Here is a 15,528-nt window from a genome sequence, read left to right as displayed (position 1 = left end):
ACAGCCATGCCAATTGTGCCCACAGTCCAGCGCTATGCACGACACGCGTCGGCAGGCGATGGTTGTGCGAACCCCGCGCGCCCGCGGCGCGGCTAGCGTCCGAGCCGCCCGCGGACCATGCCGACCATGGAGTTGAGCTCCGCGATCCGCATGCGCTTGGCCGCCACGAAGAAGACGCCGAGCAGGACCGCCATGCCGACGAACAGGGCGACGAGCGAACCGAGGGCGCCTTCGCCGAGCACCTTCAGGAGGCCGAAACCGGCTGCTCCGGCGATGACCGCCGCGGGCAGCGAGGCCAGGCACAGGCGGGCGTAGGTGCGCATCACGTGGGCGCCGTCGAGGTCGCCGCCGAGCCGGTTGCGCAGGCGGCGCCAGGCGACGCCGACACCGACGGCGTAGGCGAGGCCGTAGGAGGCGGCCATGCCGACGACCGCCCACTGGGCGGGCAGCACGAAGTAACAGGCGGCCGAGGCCGCCGCGTTGACGGCGGCGACGATGACGGTGTTGTAGAAGGGCGTCCGGGTGTCCTCGTAGGCGTAGAAGCCGCGCAGGACGACGTACTGGACGGAGTAGGGGATCAGACCGAGGCCGAAGGCCATGAGGATGAAGCCCATGCCGCGGGCGGCCTCGACGCCGCTGGAGGCGTAGAGCAAGGTGCACATCGGGACGCCGAGCGCCAGGAAGGCGAACGAGACCGGGACGATGGCCACGGCCGAGTTGCGCAGGCCCTGCGAGATGTCGTCGCGGACGGCGCCCGGGTCGTCGTCGGACGCGGCGCGGGAGATCCGCGGCAGCAGCGCGGCCATGACCGAGACGGTGATGATGGCCTGCGGCATGCCCCAGATCAGCTGCGCGTTGGAGTACGCGAGGAAGCCGGCGCCGTTCCTGCCGGACTCCTCACCGGCCGCGGTGGCGAGCTGGGTGACGACCAGGACACCGGCCTGGTTGGCGAGGACGAAGAGCACCGTCCACTTGGCCAGCTTGATGGTCTTCCCGAGGCCCTGGCCCTTCCAGTCGAAGCGCGGGCGGAAGCGGAAACCGGTCTCGCGCAGGTACGGGATCATCGCGAGCGCCTGGACGGCCAGGCCGAGCAGCGTGCCGATGCCGAGCAGGCGAATGCCCTCGTCGGGGATGGTCTGGACGCCCATCCGGGACTCGGCGGAGGTGCCGTAGACCCAGATGAACAGCCCGAACGTGGCGATCATGACGACGTTGTTGAGGACCGGGGTCCACATCATCGCGCCGAACTTGCCACGTGCGTTGAGGATCTGACCCATCACCACGTGCACGCCCATGAAGAAGATGGTGGGCAGGCAGTAGCGGGCGAAGGTGACGGCGACGCTGTTGGCCGCCGCGTCGTCGGCGATGGTGTGGGACATCAGCTGGATCAGCAGCGGTGCCGCGAACACGGCGATGGCGACGATGGCGCCCAGGGCGACCATGACGAGGGTGAGCAGACGGTTGGCGTACGCCTCGCCGCCGTCCGCGTCGTTCTTCATCGACCGGACCAGCTGCGGTACGAACACCGAGTTGAGGCCGCCGCCGACGGTGAGGATGTAGATCATCGTCGGCAGGGTGTAGGCGACGGTGAAGGTGTCACCGAGCAGCGCGGCGCCGAGGGCACCCGTGATCACCAGGCTGCGGACGAAGCCGGTCAGGCGGGAGACGAGGGTGCCGGCCGCCATCACGGCGCTCGACTTGAGCAGCCCGGAGGCACGGCCGGCCTTCTTCGGGGCGGGCGCGGGCATGGGGTTCGGCTCCGGGGACGGCGGGGGCACCTGGCCGGACGCCTGCTGGTCCCGGTACAGGTGTGCGAAGGCGTCGGGCTCGGGCTCCTCCTCCCCCGCCCGTGTCACCAGGTCGTCGACACCGGTGAACTGGACCGTGCGGGCGTCGTCGCCGTACGGCAGGTGGCGCGAGGGCCCGTCGGGCTCGGGGGCGGGCGTCTGGGCCCAGACCCGGGGGTCCGGCGCGTGCGGGGGCGCGGCCGGCTGCTGGTAGAGCGACTGCGGGTCGGCGTAGGTGCCCGGCGGTGGCGGCGGGTGCGCGGCGCGGTCGTACAGCGCCTCGGTGACCGGATCCTGGGCGGACAGGTCCCGCGCCCGGTAGGGGTCGTGGCTGTAGGCGTCCTGGACGTAGGGGTCCTGGGCGTAGGTGTCCGGCTGGTCCGGTGCGTACGGATCCGGGGTGCCCTGCTGCGGCGGCGGCACCGGCGCGTGGCCGGGCGCGGGGGCCGCGGGCGTTCCACCGGACGGCGCGGTGCCGTCCGCGCCTTGACCGCGGTCACCGTCGTACGGCGCGTTCATGGTTACCCCACCTCATCGTCCCCGGCCGACCGGCCACGACATCGCTCAACGGTCCACTTTCTCACCCGGGCCCGACGGGTCGCCGCTTTCGGGCCCGGTGTCCGGTGTCGGGTCACTCGGCTGCTCGGGTTCGGCCGCCTCCGAGGACGCCTCGGGCTCCGCTTCGTCTTCGGTTCCGGGGCCAGTCCCGGCCGGGTGCTCGGTGTCCGCGTCCGTCTGCGCCTCGGCCGCTGCCTCCGCTTCGGCGCTCCGGGCGGCGGCGCGCTTGCGCTGGCTGTACATCCGGACACCGGCGAGCACGAGCAGCAGTACACCGCCGGCGATCACGAGCATGACCGTGGGAGTGATCTCGGAGACCTTCACGGTGAAGGTCATCGGCTTGCCGTAGGGGGTGCCGTCCGCCGTGTAGAGCTGGGCGGTCATCGGAACCTGCCCGTTGGCGTTGGCCGTGGCGGTGAACTTCACCGACTGGCTGTGACCGCCGTCGATCTTCACCGGCAGCTCGGAGACGGCTTCGCCGCCGTTCAGCTTCAGACGGGTCTTGTTGCCGGAGACCAGCCGCAGCACCAGACCGTCCACGCCCTGGAGCAGCTTGTTCTGCACGGTCACGGGGATGGTGGCGCTGCGTCCGGACAGCAGGAGGTCGGACTTGTCGATCAGCTGGACCTCCGCCGTGAGGCTCCGCAGGTAGTTCAGGACCTCCCTGCGGTAGAGAGCGGCCGAGGGGGCCTGACCGCGCCACGAGGTGGACACCTCGCGGCTGATCGCGTTGGTGAACGGCGGCACCACACGGTCCGGGGCGGTCAGGATGACCTTGAAGTCGTCCAGCTCGTCCCGGGTCGTCTTCATCTGCTCGAAGGCGTCGGTGCCCAGTTCCTGGGCGCGCAGCTTCTTCGGGTACGCGCGGCTGCTGGGCACCCGCTTCGACGCGTCCGGGTCCGGCTTCGCGGTGGCGGCGGCCAAAAGGTCCAGTGGCTGCGTCCAGCGCTGGGCGGAGAGGCCGTGCAGAGCGGCCGCCATGCTTTGGGCCTGCGAGGTGGTCGGCATGCGCTGCGGCGCCACCACGACGCTGCGCTGGTCCTCGGGCAGTTCCAGCGTGATCGCCAGGGACTGGGCGAGGAACTCCTGGACCGCCAGGGTGGAGCCCTCGGCCCTGATCATGTCGCCCTGGAAGGCCGTCGACAGGGTGGCGTCGCTGACGACCGCGGTCGTGCCGCCGCCGATGGGGCGGGCCGAGGTCGGCGTGTACGACAGGTCGTCGCGGAAGCTGTCGCTGCGGGCGATCACGTTGCGCGCGCCCGCGGAGGTGGCGACGGCCATGATCGACGGGTCGACGGCGCCGTCGACGGGCCAGGAGAAGTCGGTGGACGGCTTCACGTGGAGGATCGTCTCGACGGTGGTCGAGGCCAGCGCGGTGGCCTGCTGGAGGTGGCTGAGGGAGCCGGGCACCTCCTTGCCGTGGTGGGCGAGGGAGGCGAGGTCGGGGTCGGCGAAGGGCAGGGCGACCACCTTGCGGCCCTGCACGGCCTTCTCCAGGGCGTTCAGCCACTGCTCGGCGACGGCCTGGTTCCGGCCCGGCACCTCGGTCGTCCCGCTCTTGACCATGTAGGGCTCGGTCATCGCGTTGACGCTGGCCAGCAGGTCGGGGTCGAGCACCCAGGTGACCGGCAGGTCCTTGCCGAGCGCGACCATCTCGTGGAGCCGGCCGCCCGGAGCGAGCTCGGCGGCGAGTTCGTCGTTCTCGAAGACCGGGGTCTGCTGCAGGTTCGCACCGGTCTCCGCGGAGACACGGGCGGTGGAGATCAGCGGCCAGAGGTAGGTGAGCTGCGTCTTCTTCTCGGTGGCCTCGGGCTGGTACGGCAGGAAGGTCCGCTCGATCCCGAGCACCCGGTCGTAGGACTGGCCCCCGGTCCTGCCCGTGAGGGAGACGCCCAGCTGATAGACGCCGGGCTCCTCCAGTTCGAGCTTGGAGACGGGCACGGAGAGGGTGAAGTCCCGGCTGAGTCCGGCGCCCAGCGAGGGGATCTTGACGGTGTAGGGCCCGCCGAGCGCAGCCGGGTCACGGCCGTCCCGGTAGCCGCCGCGGTCGGCGACGGAGTCGATCTCGCTGCGGCTGGTCATCCGGGGGCCGACCCGGAGATCGACCGTGGCTTCGGTCACGGTCTGCTTGCTCTCGTTGGTGACCGTGCCGGTGATGGTGAGGGTGTCGCTCTCCACCGGCGCGGTCGGCGCCAGTGTGTCGACGGACACGTCCACGGTTCCGCCGCCCGAGGACTCGGCGGCCGCCGTGGGGGCGGACACCCCCTGGAGGAGGCCGGCCAGCAGCGGGGCCGCGACGGCGAGGGAGGCCGTGCGCCGCAGCCAGCGGCGGGCAGGTGAGGGAACGGTCCCCTGAATAGCTGCCGCCTCGGCCACGCGTCGCCCGTCCTCGTCGTTGTCTGTGGTGTCAGTGGTGTCGCTGGTTCCCGGTTGCTGTGTCCAGGCATGGTAACGAGGCACGCGGGGGCCAAGTGCCGGGGACTGCTCCAGCGGATGGGGCCGGGCGGTCGGAAAACGGGGACGTCGTGGTGAGCCGGGGCACGTACCCTTTTCTGTTGTGCCGAACGCCAACGAAGACACCCCGACTGCCCTGAGCCAGGTGCAACGCCGCGCGGTCAGTGAACTGCTGCGCGTGTCCCCTGTCGCCGACGACCTCGCCCGCCGTTTCAAGGAGGCCGGGTTCAGCCTCGCTCTGGTCGGCGGCTCGGTGCGCGACGCCCTCCTCGGCCGTCTCGGCAACGACCTGGACTTCACGACGGACGCCCGTCCCGAGGACGTGCTGAAGATCGTGCGCCCCTGGGCCGACGCCGTCTGGGAGGTCGGGATCGCCTTCGGCACCGTGGGCTGCCAGAAGGAGGCCCGCGTCGGAGACGCGGTGCAGCACTTCCAGGTCGAGGTCACCACCTACCGCTCGGAGGCGTACGACCGCACCTCGCGCAAGCCCGAGGTCTCCTACGGCGACTCCATCATGGAGGACCTGGTCCGCCGCGACTTCACCGTCAACGCCATGGCCGTCGCGCTCCCGGAGAAGGAGTTCATCGACCCGCACGGCGGCCTCGAGGACCTCGCCGAGCGCGTGCTGCGCACTCCCGGGACGCCCGAGGAGTCCTTCTCGGACGACCCGCTGCGCATGATGCGGGCCGCGCGCTTCGCCGCCCAGCTGGACTTCGAGGTGGCCCCCGAGGTCGTCACCGCCATGAAGGAGATGTCCGGCCGGCTGGAGATCGTCTCCGCCGAGCGCATCCGTGAGGAGTTCAACAAGCTGCTCCTCTCGGCGAACCCCCGCAAGGGCCTCGGACTCCTGGTCGACACGGGCCTCGCCGACCATGTGCTGCCCGAGCTGCCGGCCCTGCGGCTGGAGAGCGACGAGCACCACCGGCACAAGGACGTCTACGAGCACTCGCTCACCGTCCTCGACCAGGCCATCGACCTGGAGGAGGACGGCCCGGACCTCGTGCTGCGCCTCGCGGCTCTGCTGCATGACATCGGCAAGCCGCGCACCCGTCGCTTCGAGAAGGACGGCCGGGTCTCCTTCCACCACCACGAGGTGGTCGGAGCGAAGATGACCAAGAAGCGCATGACCGCGCTCAAGTACTCCAACGAGATGATCAGGGACGTCTCCCGCCTCGTGGAGCTCCACCTCCGCTTCCACGGCTACGGTGCGGGCGAGTGGACCGACTCCGCCGTCCGGCGCTATGTCCGCGACGCGGGACCGCTGCTCACCCGGCTCCACAAGCTGACGCGCTCCGACTGCACCACCCGCAACAAGCGCAAGGCTGCCGCCCTCTCCCGGACCTACGACAGCCTGGAGGCGCGCATCGCCCAGCTCCAGGAGCAGGAGGAGCTGGACTCGATCCGCCCGGACCTGGACGGCAACCAGATCCAGGAGATCCTGGGCATCCGTCCGGGGCCGGCCGTGGGGCGCGCGTACAAGTTCCTGCTGGAGCTCAGACTGGAGAACGGTCCGATGGGACATGACGCCGCGGTGGCCGCGCTCAAGGAGTGGTGGGCGGCCCAGGAGAACTGAAGCGGCTCGATGTTTCACGTGAAACATCGACCGCGGATCGCCGGGCAGGGGTGATGTTTCACGTGAAACATCACCCCTTTCTGCGGGTGCGGACGAGCGCGAGCGCGACGACGGCATAGAGACCGCCCACCAGAGCCACGATGGCCGGAGAGCGGCCGTCCGGCGGGAGCATCAGTGCCGCCACTCCGGCCGCGCTGACGAAGGCGACGTTGAACAGGACGTCGTACAGGGAGAAGACCCGTCCCCGGTAGGCGTCGTCCACGGCCGTCTGGACGACGGTGTCCGTGGCGATCTTCGCGCCCTGGGTGGCCATGCCGAGCACGAAGGCGGCCAGGAGGAAGGGAGTCCGGGCGAAGGTCAGGCCCAGGGCAGGGGTCAGCACGGCGGCGGCGGACGCGCACACCGTCATCCAGCCGAAGGGGCCGAGCCTGCCGATCGTCCAGGGGGAGATCACCGCCGAGGCGAAGAAGCCGGCACCGGACGCGGCGACCGCGAGCCCGAGCACGGCCAGGCCCTCCGACTCCGTCGTGCTCCACGCGTACCGGCTGAGCATGAGGACCGTGACGAAGAGGGCGCCGTAGCAGAAGCGCATGACGGACACCGCGGCCAGCGCCCGGGCCGCGGGGCGCCGCTCGAACAGGTGCCGCAGCCCGCCGGCCAGTCCTCGTGCGGTGGAGGACAGGGCGTCGAGGAGACCGGGCCGGGTCGGCGCCCGGTCCGGCCCGAGGAGCTCACGGGACATCCGGAGCGAAGCCAGGCCGGAGCAGAGGTAGAGGGCGGCGCCCAGCAGGACGACCACGGCGTCGGAGTCGCCGACGACAAGACGCGTTCCGAAGGCGAGACCGCCGCCGACCGTCGCCGCGAGCGTGCCGGCGGTCGGGGAGAGGGAATTGGCGACGACCAGCCGCTCGTCGTCGACCACGCGTGGCAGCGCGGCCGAGAGTCCCGCCAGGACGAAGCGGTTGACGGCCGTGACGGAGAGGGCGGAGACGTAGAAGAGCCAGTCGGGCACCGAGGCCAGGATGAGCAGCGCGGTGCCGCCCGCGAGGAGGGCGCGCAGCAGGTTTCCGAAGAAGAAGACCTGGCGTCGCCGCCAGCGGTCGAGCAGGACGCCGGCGAACGGACCCACCAAGGAGTACGGGAGCAGCAGGACCGCCATGGCGGCGGCGATGGCGCCCGCGCTGGTCTCCTTCTCCGGGGAGAAGACGACGTAGGTCGCGAGGGCGACCTGGTAGACGCCGTCGGCGCACTGGGAGAGCAGGCGCACGGCGAGCAGACGGCGGAAGTTGCGCAGGCGCAGGAGGACGCGCAGATCACGCACGACGGGCATGGCAGCAAGACTCACATACGACGAGGGTCCCCGGGCACTGCCGCCCGGGGACCCTCCTCATCGATGCGCTCGGCCTTCAGGTCAGCGCTCGACCTCACCCTTGATGAACTTCTCGACGTTCTCGCGGGCCTCGTCGTCGAAGTACTGGACCGGCGGGGACTTCATGAAGTACGACGACGCCGACAGGATCGGGCCGCCGATGCCGCGGTCCTTTGCGATCTTCGCGGCGCGCACGGCGTCGATGATGACGCCGGCGGAGTTCGGGGAGTCCCACACCTCGAGCTTGTACTCCAGGTTCAGCGGAACGTCACCGAAGGCGCGGCCCTCGAGGCGGACGTACGCCCACTTGCGGTCGTCCAGCCAGGCCACGTAGTCGGAGGGGCCGATGTGGACGTTCTTCTCGCCGAGCTCCCGGTCGGGGATCTGCGAGGTGACGGCCTGCGTCTTGGAGATCTTCTTGGACTCCAGGCGCTCGCGCTCGAGCATGTTCTTGAAGTCCATGTTGCCGCCGACGTTCAGCTGCATCGTGCGGTCGAGGATGACACCGCGGTCCTCGAAGAGCTTCGCCATGACGCGGTGCGTGATGGTGGCGCCGACCTGGGACTTGATGTCGTCGCCGACGATCGGGACACCGGCCTCGGTGAACTTGTCGGCCCACTCCTTGGTGCCGGCGATGAAGACCGGGAGGGCGTTGACGAAGGCGACCTTGGCGTCGATGGCGCACTGGGCGTAGAACTTCGCCGCGTCCTCGGAGCCCACGGGCAGGTAGCAGACGAGAACGTCGACCTGCTTGTCCTTGAGGACCTGGACGATGTCGACCGGGGCCTCGGCGGACTCCTCGATGGTCTCGCGGTAGTACTTGCCGAGACCGTCCAGGGTGTGGCCGCGCTGGACCGTGACGCCGGTGTTCGGGACGTCGCAGATCTTGATGGTGTTGTTCTCGCTGGCGCCGATGGCGTCCGCGAGGTCGAGGCCGACCTTCTTCGCGTCCACGTCGAAGGCGGCCACGAACTCCACGTCACGGACGTGGTACTCGCCGAACTGCACGTGCATCAGGCCGGGCACCTTGGACGCCGGGTCGGCGTCCTTGTAGTACTCGACGCCCTGCACCAGCGAGGCGGCGCAGTTGCCCACGCCGACGATGGCTACGCGAACCGAACCCATTTCCGGTTGCTCCCTGTGTGATCGTGGAAGCCCTGCGAGAGCAGGGTTTCACTTGGCGGTGTCGTCGGACGGATCCGGCCGGGTACTGCCCCCGTGCCGGGGCAGGCCGCCCGTTTCTCCAGATTCTTTGTCCTGCTGAGCGGCGCCCTCGGGGGCGTCGGGGCCGGATCGCTGATCCCGCCCCGCCCGCTCGCTCTCGATGAGCTCGTTCAGCCAGCGCACTTCGCGCTCCACGGACTCCATTCCGTGGCGCTGCAGCTCAAGCGTGTAGTCGTCGAGGCGCTCGCGCGTACGGGCCAGAGAGGCGCGCATCTTCTCCAGGCGCTCCTCCAGCCGGCTGCGGCGCCCCTCCAGCACCCGCATGCGCACCTCTCGCTCGGTCTGGCCGAAGAAGGCGAACCGGGCGGCGAAGTGCTCGTCCTCCCAGGCGTCGGGGCCGGTGTGGGAGAGGAGCTCCTCGAAGTGCTCCTTACCTTCGGCCGTCAACCGGTAGACGATCTTGGCGCGCCGCCCTGCCAGGGAGGCCGCCACGGCCTCCTCGGGGGCGCTGCCCGGCTCCTCGATCAACCAGCCGTTTGCGACCAGCGTCTTGAGGCAGGGGTAGAGGGTGCCGTAACTGAAGGCCCGGAAGATCCCCAGTGAGGTGTTGAGCCGTTTGCGGAGCTCGTACCCGTGCATCGGGGCCTCGCGCAGGAGGCCGAGGACGGCGAACTCGAGGATTCCTGAGCGCCTGCTCATCCGTCGCCTCCTCCGCTCCCGGGGAACTGTCTCTCGGACCACGTGCGAAAAACTCGATATGACGAGCCGATGTGCCGCAGTGATGTATCGACTCGATACATCCTGACGATAGAACGGGCCTCTGCGTCCGACAAGTGGGACTCGGGTGAGCGGCGTCACATCGTCAATTCACAGCAATCGACTTGCCGGATTTGGGGTGAAGTTCGGCCCTAGGTGGGTTTTGGCCGTGCGTAGTCTGTGCGGCATGCAGACCACCGGGAACCACGCGATGCCGCAGGGCGTCAGTGAAGCGGGTGACCGGCTGCGGCACGGCGGGGCTTTTTCCGAGGTCCGGCCGTGTGCATTTCGGGGGGACCGGAACTCAACTGCCGCTTCCAGGCGTACGCGCCTGCCCGAGGAGTAGTCGTTCGATGAGCGAGCATCGTCGCAAAATGCCGCAGCAGCAGCCGCCGAGTGGCGGTCGCGCTGCGGCCCGGCGCGCCGCCCAGCAGCCGATGGGCCGCAGGTCGGCCCAGGGCCGCGAGGTCCCGACGGGGTCCCCGTCGGCCTCGTACGGCCCGCCTTCCTCCTACGGGGAGGAGCAGCGTCCCTACGGAGGACGTGCCGAGGCCCGGCGCGCCGCGCAGCGGGGCGGGCGCAGGCGCGCGCCCGAGGCAGGCGGCCCGGGAGGAGCCGGCGGCGGACGGCGCGGCGGGGGCGGCGGCCACGGCGGTGGTCCCGGACGGGGACGCGGGGGCGGTCGTCCGCCCGGCAAGAAGAGGGCCATCGACTACCCGCGGTACGGAAAGTACGGCTGGCGACGCTGGGTGCCCTCGTGGAAGCTCACGACGGGCCTGTTCCTGGCCTTCTTCGGCGGCCTCATGGGCGCGGCGACGATCGCGTACGCCATGGTCGGCATCCCCGACGTGGCAATCAGCGCCAAGGCGCAGAACAACGTCTTCTACTGGTCGGACAAGACCGTGATGGCGGCGACCGGCGGAGAGGTCAACCGCCAGATCGTCGGGATCGAGCAGATCCCGAAGGTCATGCAGGACGCGGTGATCTCGGCCGAGAACAAGACCTTCCGTACCGACTCCGGCATCGACCCCATGGGCATCGGCCGCGCCGTGTGGAACATGGCCAAGGGCGGCGAGACCCAGGGTGGCTCGACCATCACCCAGCAGTACGTGAAGAACAACCGTCTCGACGACCAGTCGCAGACGCTGACCCGCAAGGTGAAGGAACTCTTCATCTCCATGCGTGTCGGCAACGAGATGGAGAAGCCCGACATCATGGCGGGCTATCTCAACACCGCGTACTACGGGCGCGGCGCGTACGGCATCCAGGCCGCGGCCCGCACGTACTTCGGCAAGAACTCCCACGAGCTCGACGCCAGCGAGTCCGCCTTCCTCGCCTCGCTGCTCAAGGGCGCGACGTACTACGACCCGGCCGGAAACCCGGACATCGACCCGGACGCCACCCAGGAAGCCAACACCGAGCGCGTGACGAAGCGCTGGTCGTGGATCCTCGACGAGATGGTCAAGGACGGACACCTGCCGGCCGAGGAGCGGGCGAAGTACCGCGACTTCCCCAAGGTGAAGCCGCGCACCAGCGGCGCCCAGCTCGGCGGCCAGATCGGCTACCTGGTGCGCACCGCCCAGTCGAGCATCCTGAACAACGACGAGCTGGGCATCAGCGAGCAGGACCTGGCCCGCGGCGGCTACGAGGTCTACACGACCTTCGACAAGAAGAAGGTCCAGGCGCTCGAGAGCTCGATCAAGAAGATCTACGAAGAGCACATCGACCCGGAGAAGCGCCCGAAGACGGACACCCACGTCCAGTTCGGCGGCGCCTCGGTCAACCCCGAGACGGGCGCGATCGTGGCCATCTACGGTGGCACCAACGCCACCAAGCACTTCACCAACAACGCGGACGAGACCGGTGCCCAGGTCGGTTCGACGTTCAAGCCCTTCGTGCTGGCGGCGGCGATGCGGGACGGTGTCCGTGACCCCCGTGGAGACGCCGTCCAGGGTCCCTCCACCCGGACGCTCGTCGACCCTGACAAGAGCTACTACAACGCCCAGAACAAGCTGAGGATCAGGAACTACGACGGCACGATCTGGCACGACGAGAACGGCAAGGAGTGGCTCCAGGTCAACGACGACGACGCGAGCTACGACCGGATCAACCTCCGCACGGCGATGATGAAGTCCGCGAACTCGCCGTACGTGCAGCTCGGCATGGACGTCGGCATCGACAAGGTCCGCCAGGCCGCCATCGACGCCGGTCTGCGCGAGGGCTCGCTCGTCAAGGCCAACGTGCCCTCCTTCTCCCTCGGTATCTCCAGCCCGAGTGCGATCCGCATGGCCGGGGCCTACGCGACCTTCGCCAACAACGGCGAGCGCAACGACGTGTACTCGGTGGAGCGGGTCCTCAAGCAGGGCCAGGAGAAGTACAAGCACGAGGCCAAGCCGAAGCGAGTGTTCTCCACGGCCGTCGCCAGCAACATCACCGACGTGCTGAAGGACGTCGTCACGGGCGGCACCGGCAAGAAGGCCGCGCTCGACGACCGTGAGGCGGCCGGCAAGACGGGTACCACCGACGGCAACAACTCGGCCTGGTTCGTGGGGTACACCCCGCAGCTGTCGACCGCGATCGACATGTACCGCTTCGACGACGACGCCACCAACACGAAGCGCAAGTTCGAGTCCATGTTCGGCACGGGCGCCCAGCCGAAGATCCACGGTTCGTCGTTCCCGTCGCAGATCTGGCACGACTACATGACCGAGGCACTCAAGGGCACCGAGCCGAAGAGCTTCCCGGAGCCCGAGGAGCTGGACGCCGAAGGCGTCTACGGCGGCGGCATGGTCAGCCCGACCCCGACGCCCACCCAGACCCCGTCGCAGACGCCGTCGATGACGCCGTCGACGCAGCCGCCCACGCAGAAGCCGACCAAGTCGCCCGACCCGGAGAAGAGCTGCAGCGTCTGGGACTGGCCCTGCAACTCCGACGGCGGCGCCACCACCGGCAACGACAACGGCGGGTCCAACGGCGGACCCACCACCACACCGCCACCGGATCCGACCGACAGCCCGAGCGCCGACAGCGGCGGCGGTGGCGGCGGCGGAAGGCCCAGCGGCGGCGGAACCTGGGGAAGCCTGGGCGGCTGACCCGTCCGGCCCCGCAGCCCTCTCGACGGCCGTCCCGCCCGGCCCGTACCTCGTGTACGGCGCCGGGCGCGGCGGCCCTCGTCGTTTTCCGGGAGGCGTACGGCAGGATGTCCCCCATGCCGAGCCTCCAGAAGACGAGCCCTCCGCAGGACCCGGTGGTCTGCCCGACGCGTCACGACGACGTGGCCGCCTCGGGCAGCGCGCTGATCGGCGGGCCGATCGGACGCCGGGCGCTGCTCGGCGCCGGGCAGCTCACCCCGGTGCGCGTGGTCGTCCTGGTGACGATCGGGATGTTCGCGCTCGGCATGGTGCAGAAGCTGCCCTGCTACAACTGGGCCTGGTTCCGCGGGACCACCTCCCAGTACACCCACGCCTGCTACTCCGACATCCCGCACCTCTTCTCCGGGCGGGGCTTCGCGGACGGTCTCGTCCCGTACTTCGACCGGATCGGCGGCGACATACCGTTCCTGGAGTACCCCGTCCTGACGGGCCTGTTCATGGAGGTCGCCGCCTGGCTGACGCCCGGCGGCGGCGACATGACCGAACGCGAGCAGGCGTTCTGGATGGCCAACGCGGGCCTGCTCATGGTGTGCGCGGCCGTCCTGGCCGTGTGTGTGGCCCGGACCCACCGCCGGCGCCCCTGGGACGGTCTCCTGGTGGCCCTCGCGCCCGCCTTCGCGCTCACCGCCACCATCAACTGGGACCTGCTGGCCGTCGCCCTGACGGCGGCCGCGCTGCTGATGTGGTCGCGCGGGCGGCCGCTGGGCTTCGGCGTCCTGATCGGCCTGGCGACGGCCGCCAAGTTCTACCCGGCCCTGCTGCTCGTACCCGTGTTCCTGCTGTGCTGGCGGGCCGGGAAGTGGCGCGAGTGCGGCACGGCGGTGGCCGGCGCGGCCGGCGCCTGGCTGGTGGTGAACCTGCCGGTGATGCTGCTCGCGCCCGAGGGCTGGAAGCAGTTCTACGTCTTCAGCACGGAACGCAACATCGACTTCGGCTCCGTCTGGCTCTTCATCAGCCAGACCACGGGCGAGTCCATCCGCCCCGAGACGGCGAACTACTACGCGCTGTTCCTGATGATGCTCGCCGTCGCGGGACTCGCCCACCTGACGTTCCACGCGCCCCGCAGGCCCCGTCTCGTCCAGCTCGCCTTCCTGATCGTGGCGGCGTTCGTCCTCACCAACAAGGTCTACTCGCCGCAGTACGTCCTGTGGCTCGTGCCGCTCGCCGCGCTGGCCCGGCCGCGCTGGCGGGACTTCCTGGTCTGGCAGGCGTGCGAGGTCATGTACTTCCTGGGCATCTGGCTCTACCTCGCCTACACCACCAGCGGCAACAAGCAGGGGCTGCCGACCGACGGCTACCAGTTCACGATCGTGCTGCACGTGCTGGGGACGCTCTTCCTGTGCGCCGTGGTCGTGCGCGACATCCTGGTGCCGGACCGGGACGGGGTGCGGCGGGACGGCTCGGACGACCCCTCGGGGGGCGTCCTGGACGGCGCGAAGGACGTCTTCGTGCTCGGCAGGGCGGCGCACCCGGCCCGGCACGCGGCCCCGGCGGTGGAGGGGCCGCGGGTGGACTGGGGCGTTTCCCGGGAGTGACGGGGCGTCCCCCACGGGGACGGCGGCGAGGAGCGGCGAACGGCCCCCGGGTTCTCCCGGGGGCCGTTCAGCGGTGACAGGACGCGGACGCCGGGCGCCCGGCCGGCGGCTCAGCGCTCGACGAGCCGGTCGTACTGGGTCGTGGTGTGGCGCAGGTGGGCGACCAGCTCGTCGCCGACCTTCGGCTCCTGGGCGTCGGCCGGCACGAACAGGATCGACACCTGCATGTGCGGCGGCTCGGCGAACCAGCGCTGCTTGCCGGCCCAGACGAACGGCGAAAGGTTCCGGTTGACGGTCGCGAGACCGGCGCGGGCCACGCCCTTGGCCCGCGGCATCACGCCGTGCATCGCCTTGGGGGCCTCCAGGCCCACACCGTGCGAGGTGCCGCCGGCGACCACGACGAGCCAGCCGTCGGAGGCGGCCTTCTGCTGGCGGTAGCCGAAGCGGTCGCCCTTGGCGACCCGGGTGACGTCGAGCACCGCGCCGCGGTACTCGGTCGCCTCGTGATCCCCGAGCCACAGCCGGGTGCCGATCCGGGCGCGGAAGCGGGTCTGCGGGAACTGCTGCTGGAGCCGGGCCTGCTCCTCGGCGCGCAGATGGCTGACGAACATGGTGTGCAGCGGGAGCCGGGCGGCCCGCAGCCGGTCCATCCAGCCGATGACCTCCTCGACGGCGTCGGTGCCGTCCGTGCGGTCCAGCGGCAGGTGCAGGGCGAAGCCCTCGAGCCGTACGTCCTCTATGGCGGCGTGCAGCTGCGGGAGCTCCTCCTCCTTGATGCCGTGGCGCTTCATCGAGCTCATGCACTCGATGACGACCCGGGCGCCCACCAGCGCGTGCACCCCGTCCACGGAGGAGACCGAGCGGATCACCCGGTCGGGCAGCGGCACCGGCTCCTCGCCGCGCCGGAACGGGGTGAGGACCAGCAGGTCGCCGCTGAACCAGTCCTTGATCCGGGCGGCCTCGTACGTGGTGCCCACCGCGAGCATGTCGGCGCCGAAGCGGGCCGCCTCGTCGGAGAGCCGCTCGTGGCCGAAGCCGTAGCCGTTGCCCTTGCAGACCGGGACGAGGCCGGGGAACTGGTCGATGACGGTCTTCTGGTGCGCCCGCCAGCGAGCGGTGTCGACGTAGAGGGAGAGCGCCATGGCCGGCCCGGAACCTTTCTGGTGGCTGCGGTGTATCA

General features: G+C 70.2%; 9 protein-coding genes. 3 read left to right on the top strand and 6 right to left on the bottom strand.

The window, feature by feature from the left end:
• Positions 1-92: 92 nt before the first annotated feature.
• Together murJ and ABD954_RS17045 are read right to left on the bottom strand one after the other, a co-directional pair.
• Positions 93-2,306, bottom strand: coding sequence for a murein biosynthesis integral membrane protein MurJ (gene murJ, locus ABD954_RS17050; RefSeq protein WP_345486886.1), 2,214 nt, complete (start codon positions 2,304-2,306; stop codon positions 93-95).
• A 45-nt stretch (positions 2,307-2,351) separates the two neighbouring features.
• Positions 2,352-4,721 (bottom strand): DUF6049 family protein, encoded by a 2,370-nt coding sequence (locus ABD954_RS17045; protein ID WP_345486885.1) that lies wholly within the window; start codon positions 4,719-4,721, stop codon positions 2,352-2,354.
• A 181-nt stretch (positions 4,722-4,902) separates the two neighbouring features.
• On the opposite strand from ABD954_RS17045, the gene ABD954_RS17040 reads away from it, so the two are divergent.
• Entirely contained in the window at positions 4,903-6,372 is a 1,470-nt protein-coding gene (locus ABD954_RS17040; protein WP_345486884.1) for a CCA tRNA nucleotidyltransferase, read from the top strand.
• Between the two features lie 70 nt (positions 6,373-6,442).
• Here the strand turns inward: ABD954_RS17040 and ABD954_RS17035 are convergent, their stop codons facing one another.
• The 3 genes from ABD954_RS17035 to ABD954_RS17025 all read right to left on the bottom strand — a co-directional run bounded on the left by ABD954_RS17035 (position 6,443) and on the right by ABD954_RS17025 (position 9,604).
• A complete protein-coding gene (locus ABD954_RS17035) occupies positions 6,443-7,702 on the bottom strand; it encodes an MFS transporter (protein WP_345486883.1) in 1,260 nt (419 codons plus the stop codon).
• Positions 7,703-7,783: 81 nt separating this feature from the next.
• Complete coding sequence (locus tag ABD954_RS17030) at positions 7,784-8,866, bottom strand: inositol-3-phosphate synthase (RefSeq protein WP_345486882.1); 1,083 nt, start codon at positions 8,864-8,866, stop codon at positions 7,784-7,786.
• A 48-nt stretch (positions 8,867-8,914) separates the two neighbouring features.
• A complete protein-coding gene (locus ABD954_RS17025; protein WP_345486881.1) occupies positions 8,915-9,604 on the bottom strand; it encodes a PadR family transcriptional regulator in 690 nt (229 codons plus the stop codon).
• Positions 9,605-10,014: 410 nt separating this feature from the next.
• On the opposite strand from ABD954_RS17025, the gene ABD954_RS17020 reads away from it, so the two are divergent.
• Together ABD954_RS17020 and ABD954_RS17015 are read left to right on the top strand one after the other, a co-directional pair.
• On the top strand, positions 10,015-12,753 hold the full coding sequence (locus ABD954_RS17020; RefSeq protein WP_345486880.1) for a transglycosylase domain-containing protein: 2,739 nt from the start codon (positions 10,015-10,017) through the stop codon (positions 12,751-12,753).
• A gap of 116 nt (positions 12,754-12,869) precedes the next feature.
• The gene (locus ABD954_RS17015) at positions 12,870-14,348 is read left to right on the top strand and encodes a glycosyltransferase family 87 protein (RefSeq protein ID WP_345486879.1); all 1,479 of its coding nucleotides are present in this window, start codon (positions 12,870-12,872) and stop codon (positions 14,346-14,348) included.
• 110 nt (positions 14,349-14,458) lie between these two features.
• Here ABD954_RS17015 and ABD954_RS17010 read toward each other — a convergent pair whose 3' ends face one another.
• Positions 14,459-15,490 carry an alanine racemase gene (locus ABD954_RS17010; RefSeq protein ID WP_345486878.1) on the bottom strand — a complete coding sequence of 344 codons (1,032 nt, stop codon included), beginning with the start codon at positions 15,488-15,490 and terminating at the stop codon, positions 14,459-14,461.
• Between the last annotated feature and the right edge of the window lie 38 nt (positions 15,491-15,528).

Source organism: Streptomyces roseoviridis (assembly GCF_039535235.1).
GTDB classification, from domain to species: domain Bacteria; phylum Actinomycetota; class Actinomycetes; order Streptomycetales; family Streptomycetaceae; genus Streptomyces; species Streptomyces roseoviridis.
The sequence above is the reverse complement of the archived record's forward strand: the minus strand, read 5'-3'. Positions and strand labels throughout refer to the sequence as shown.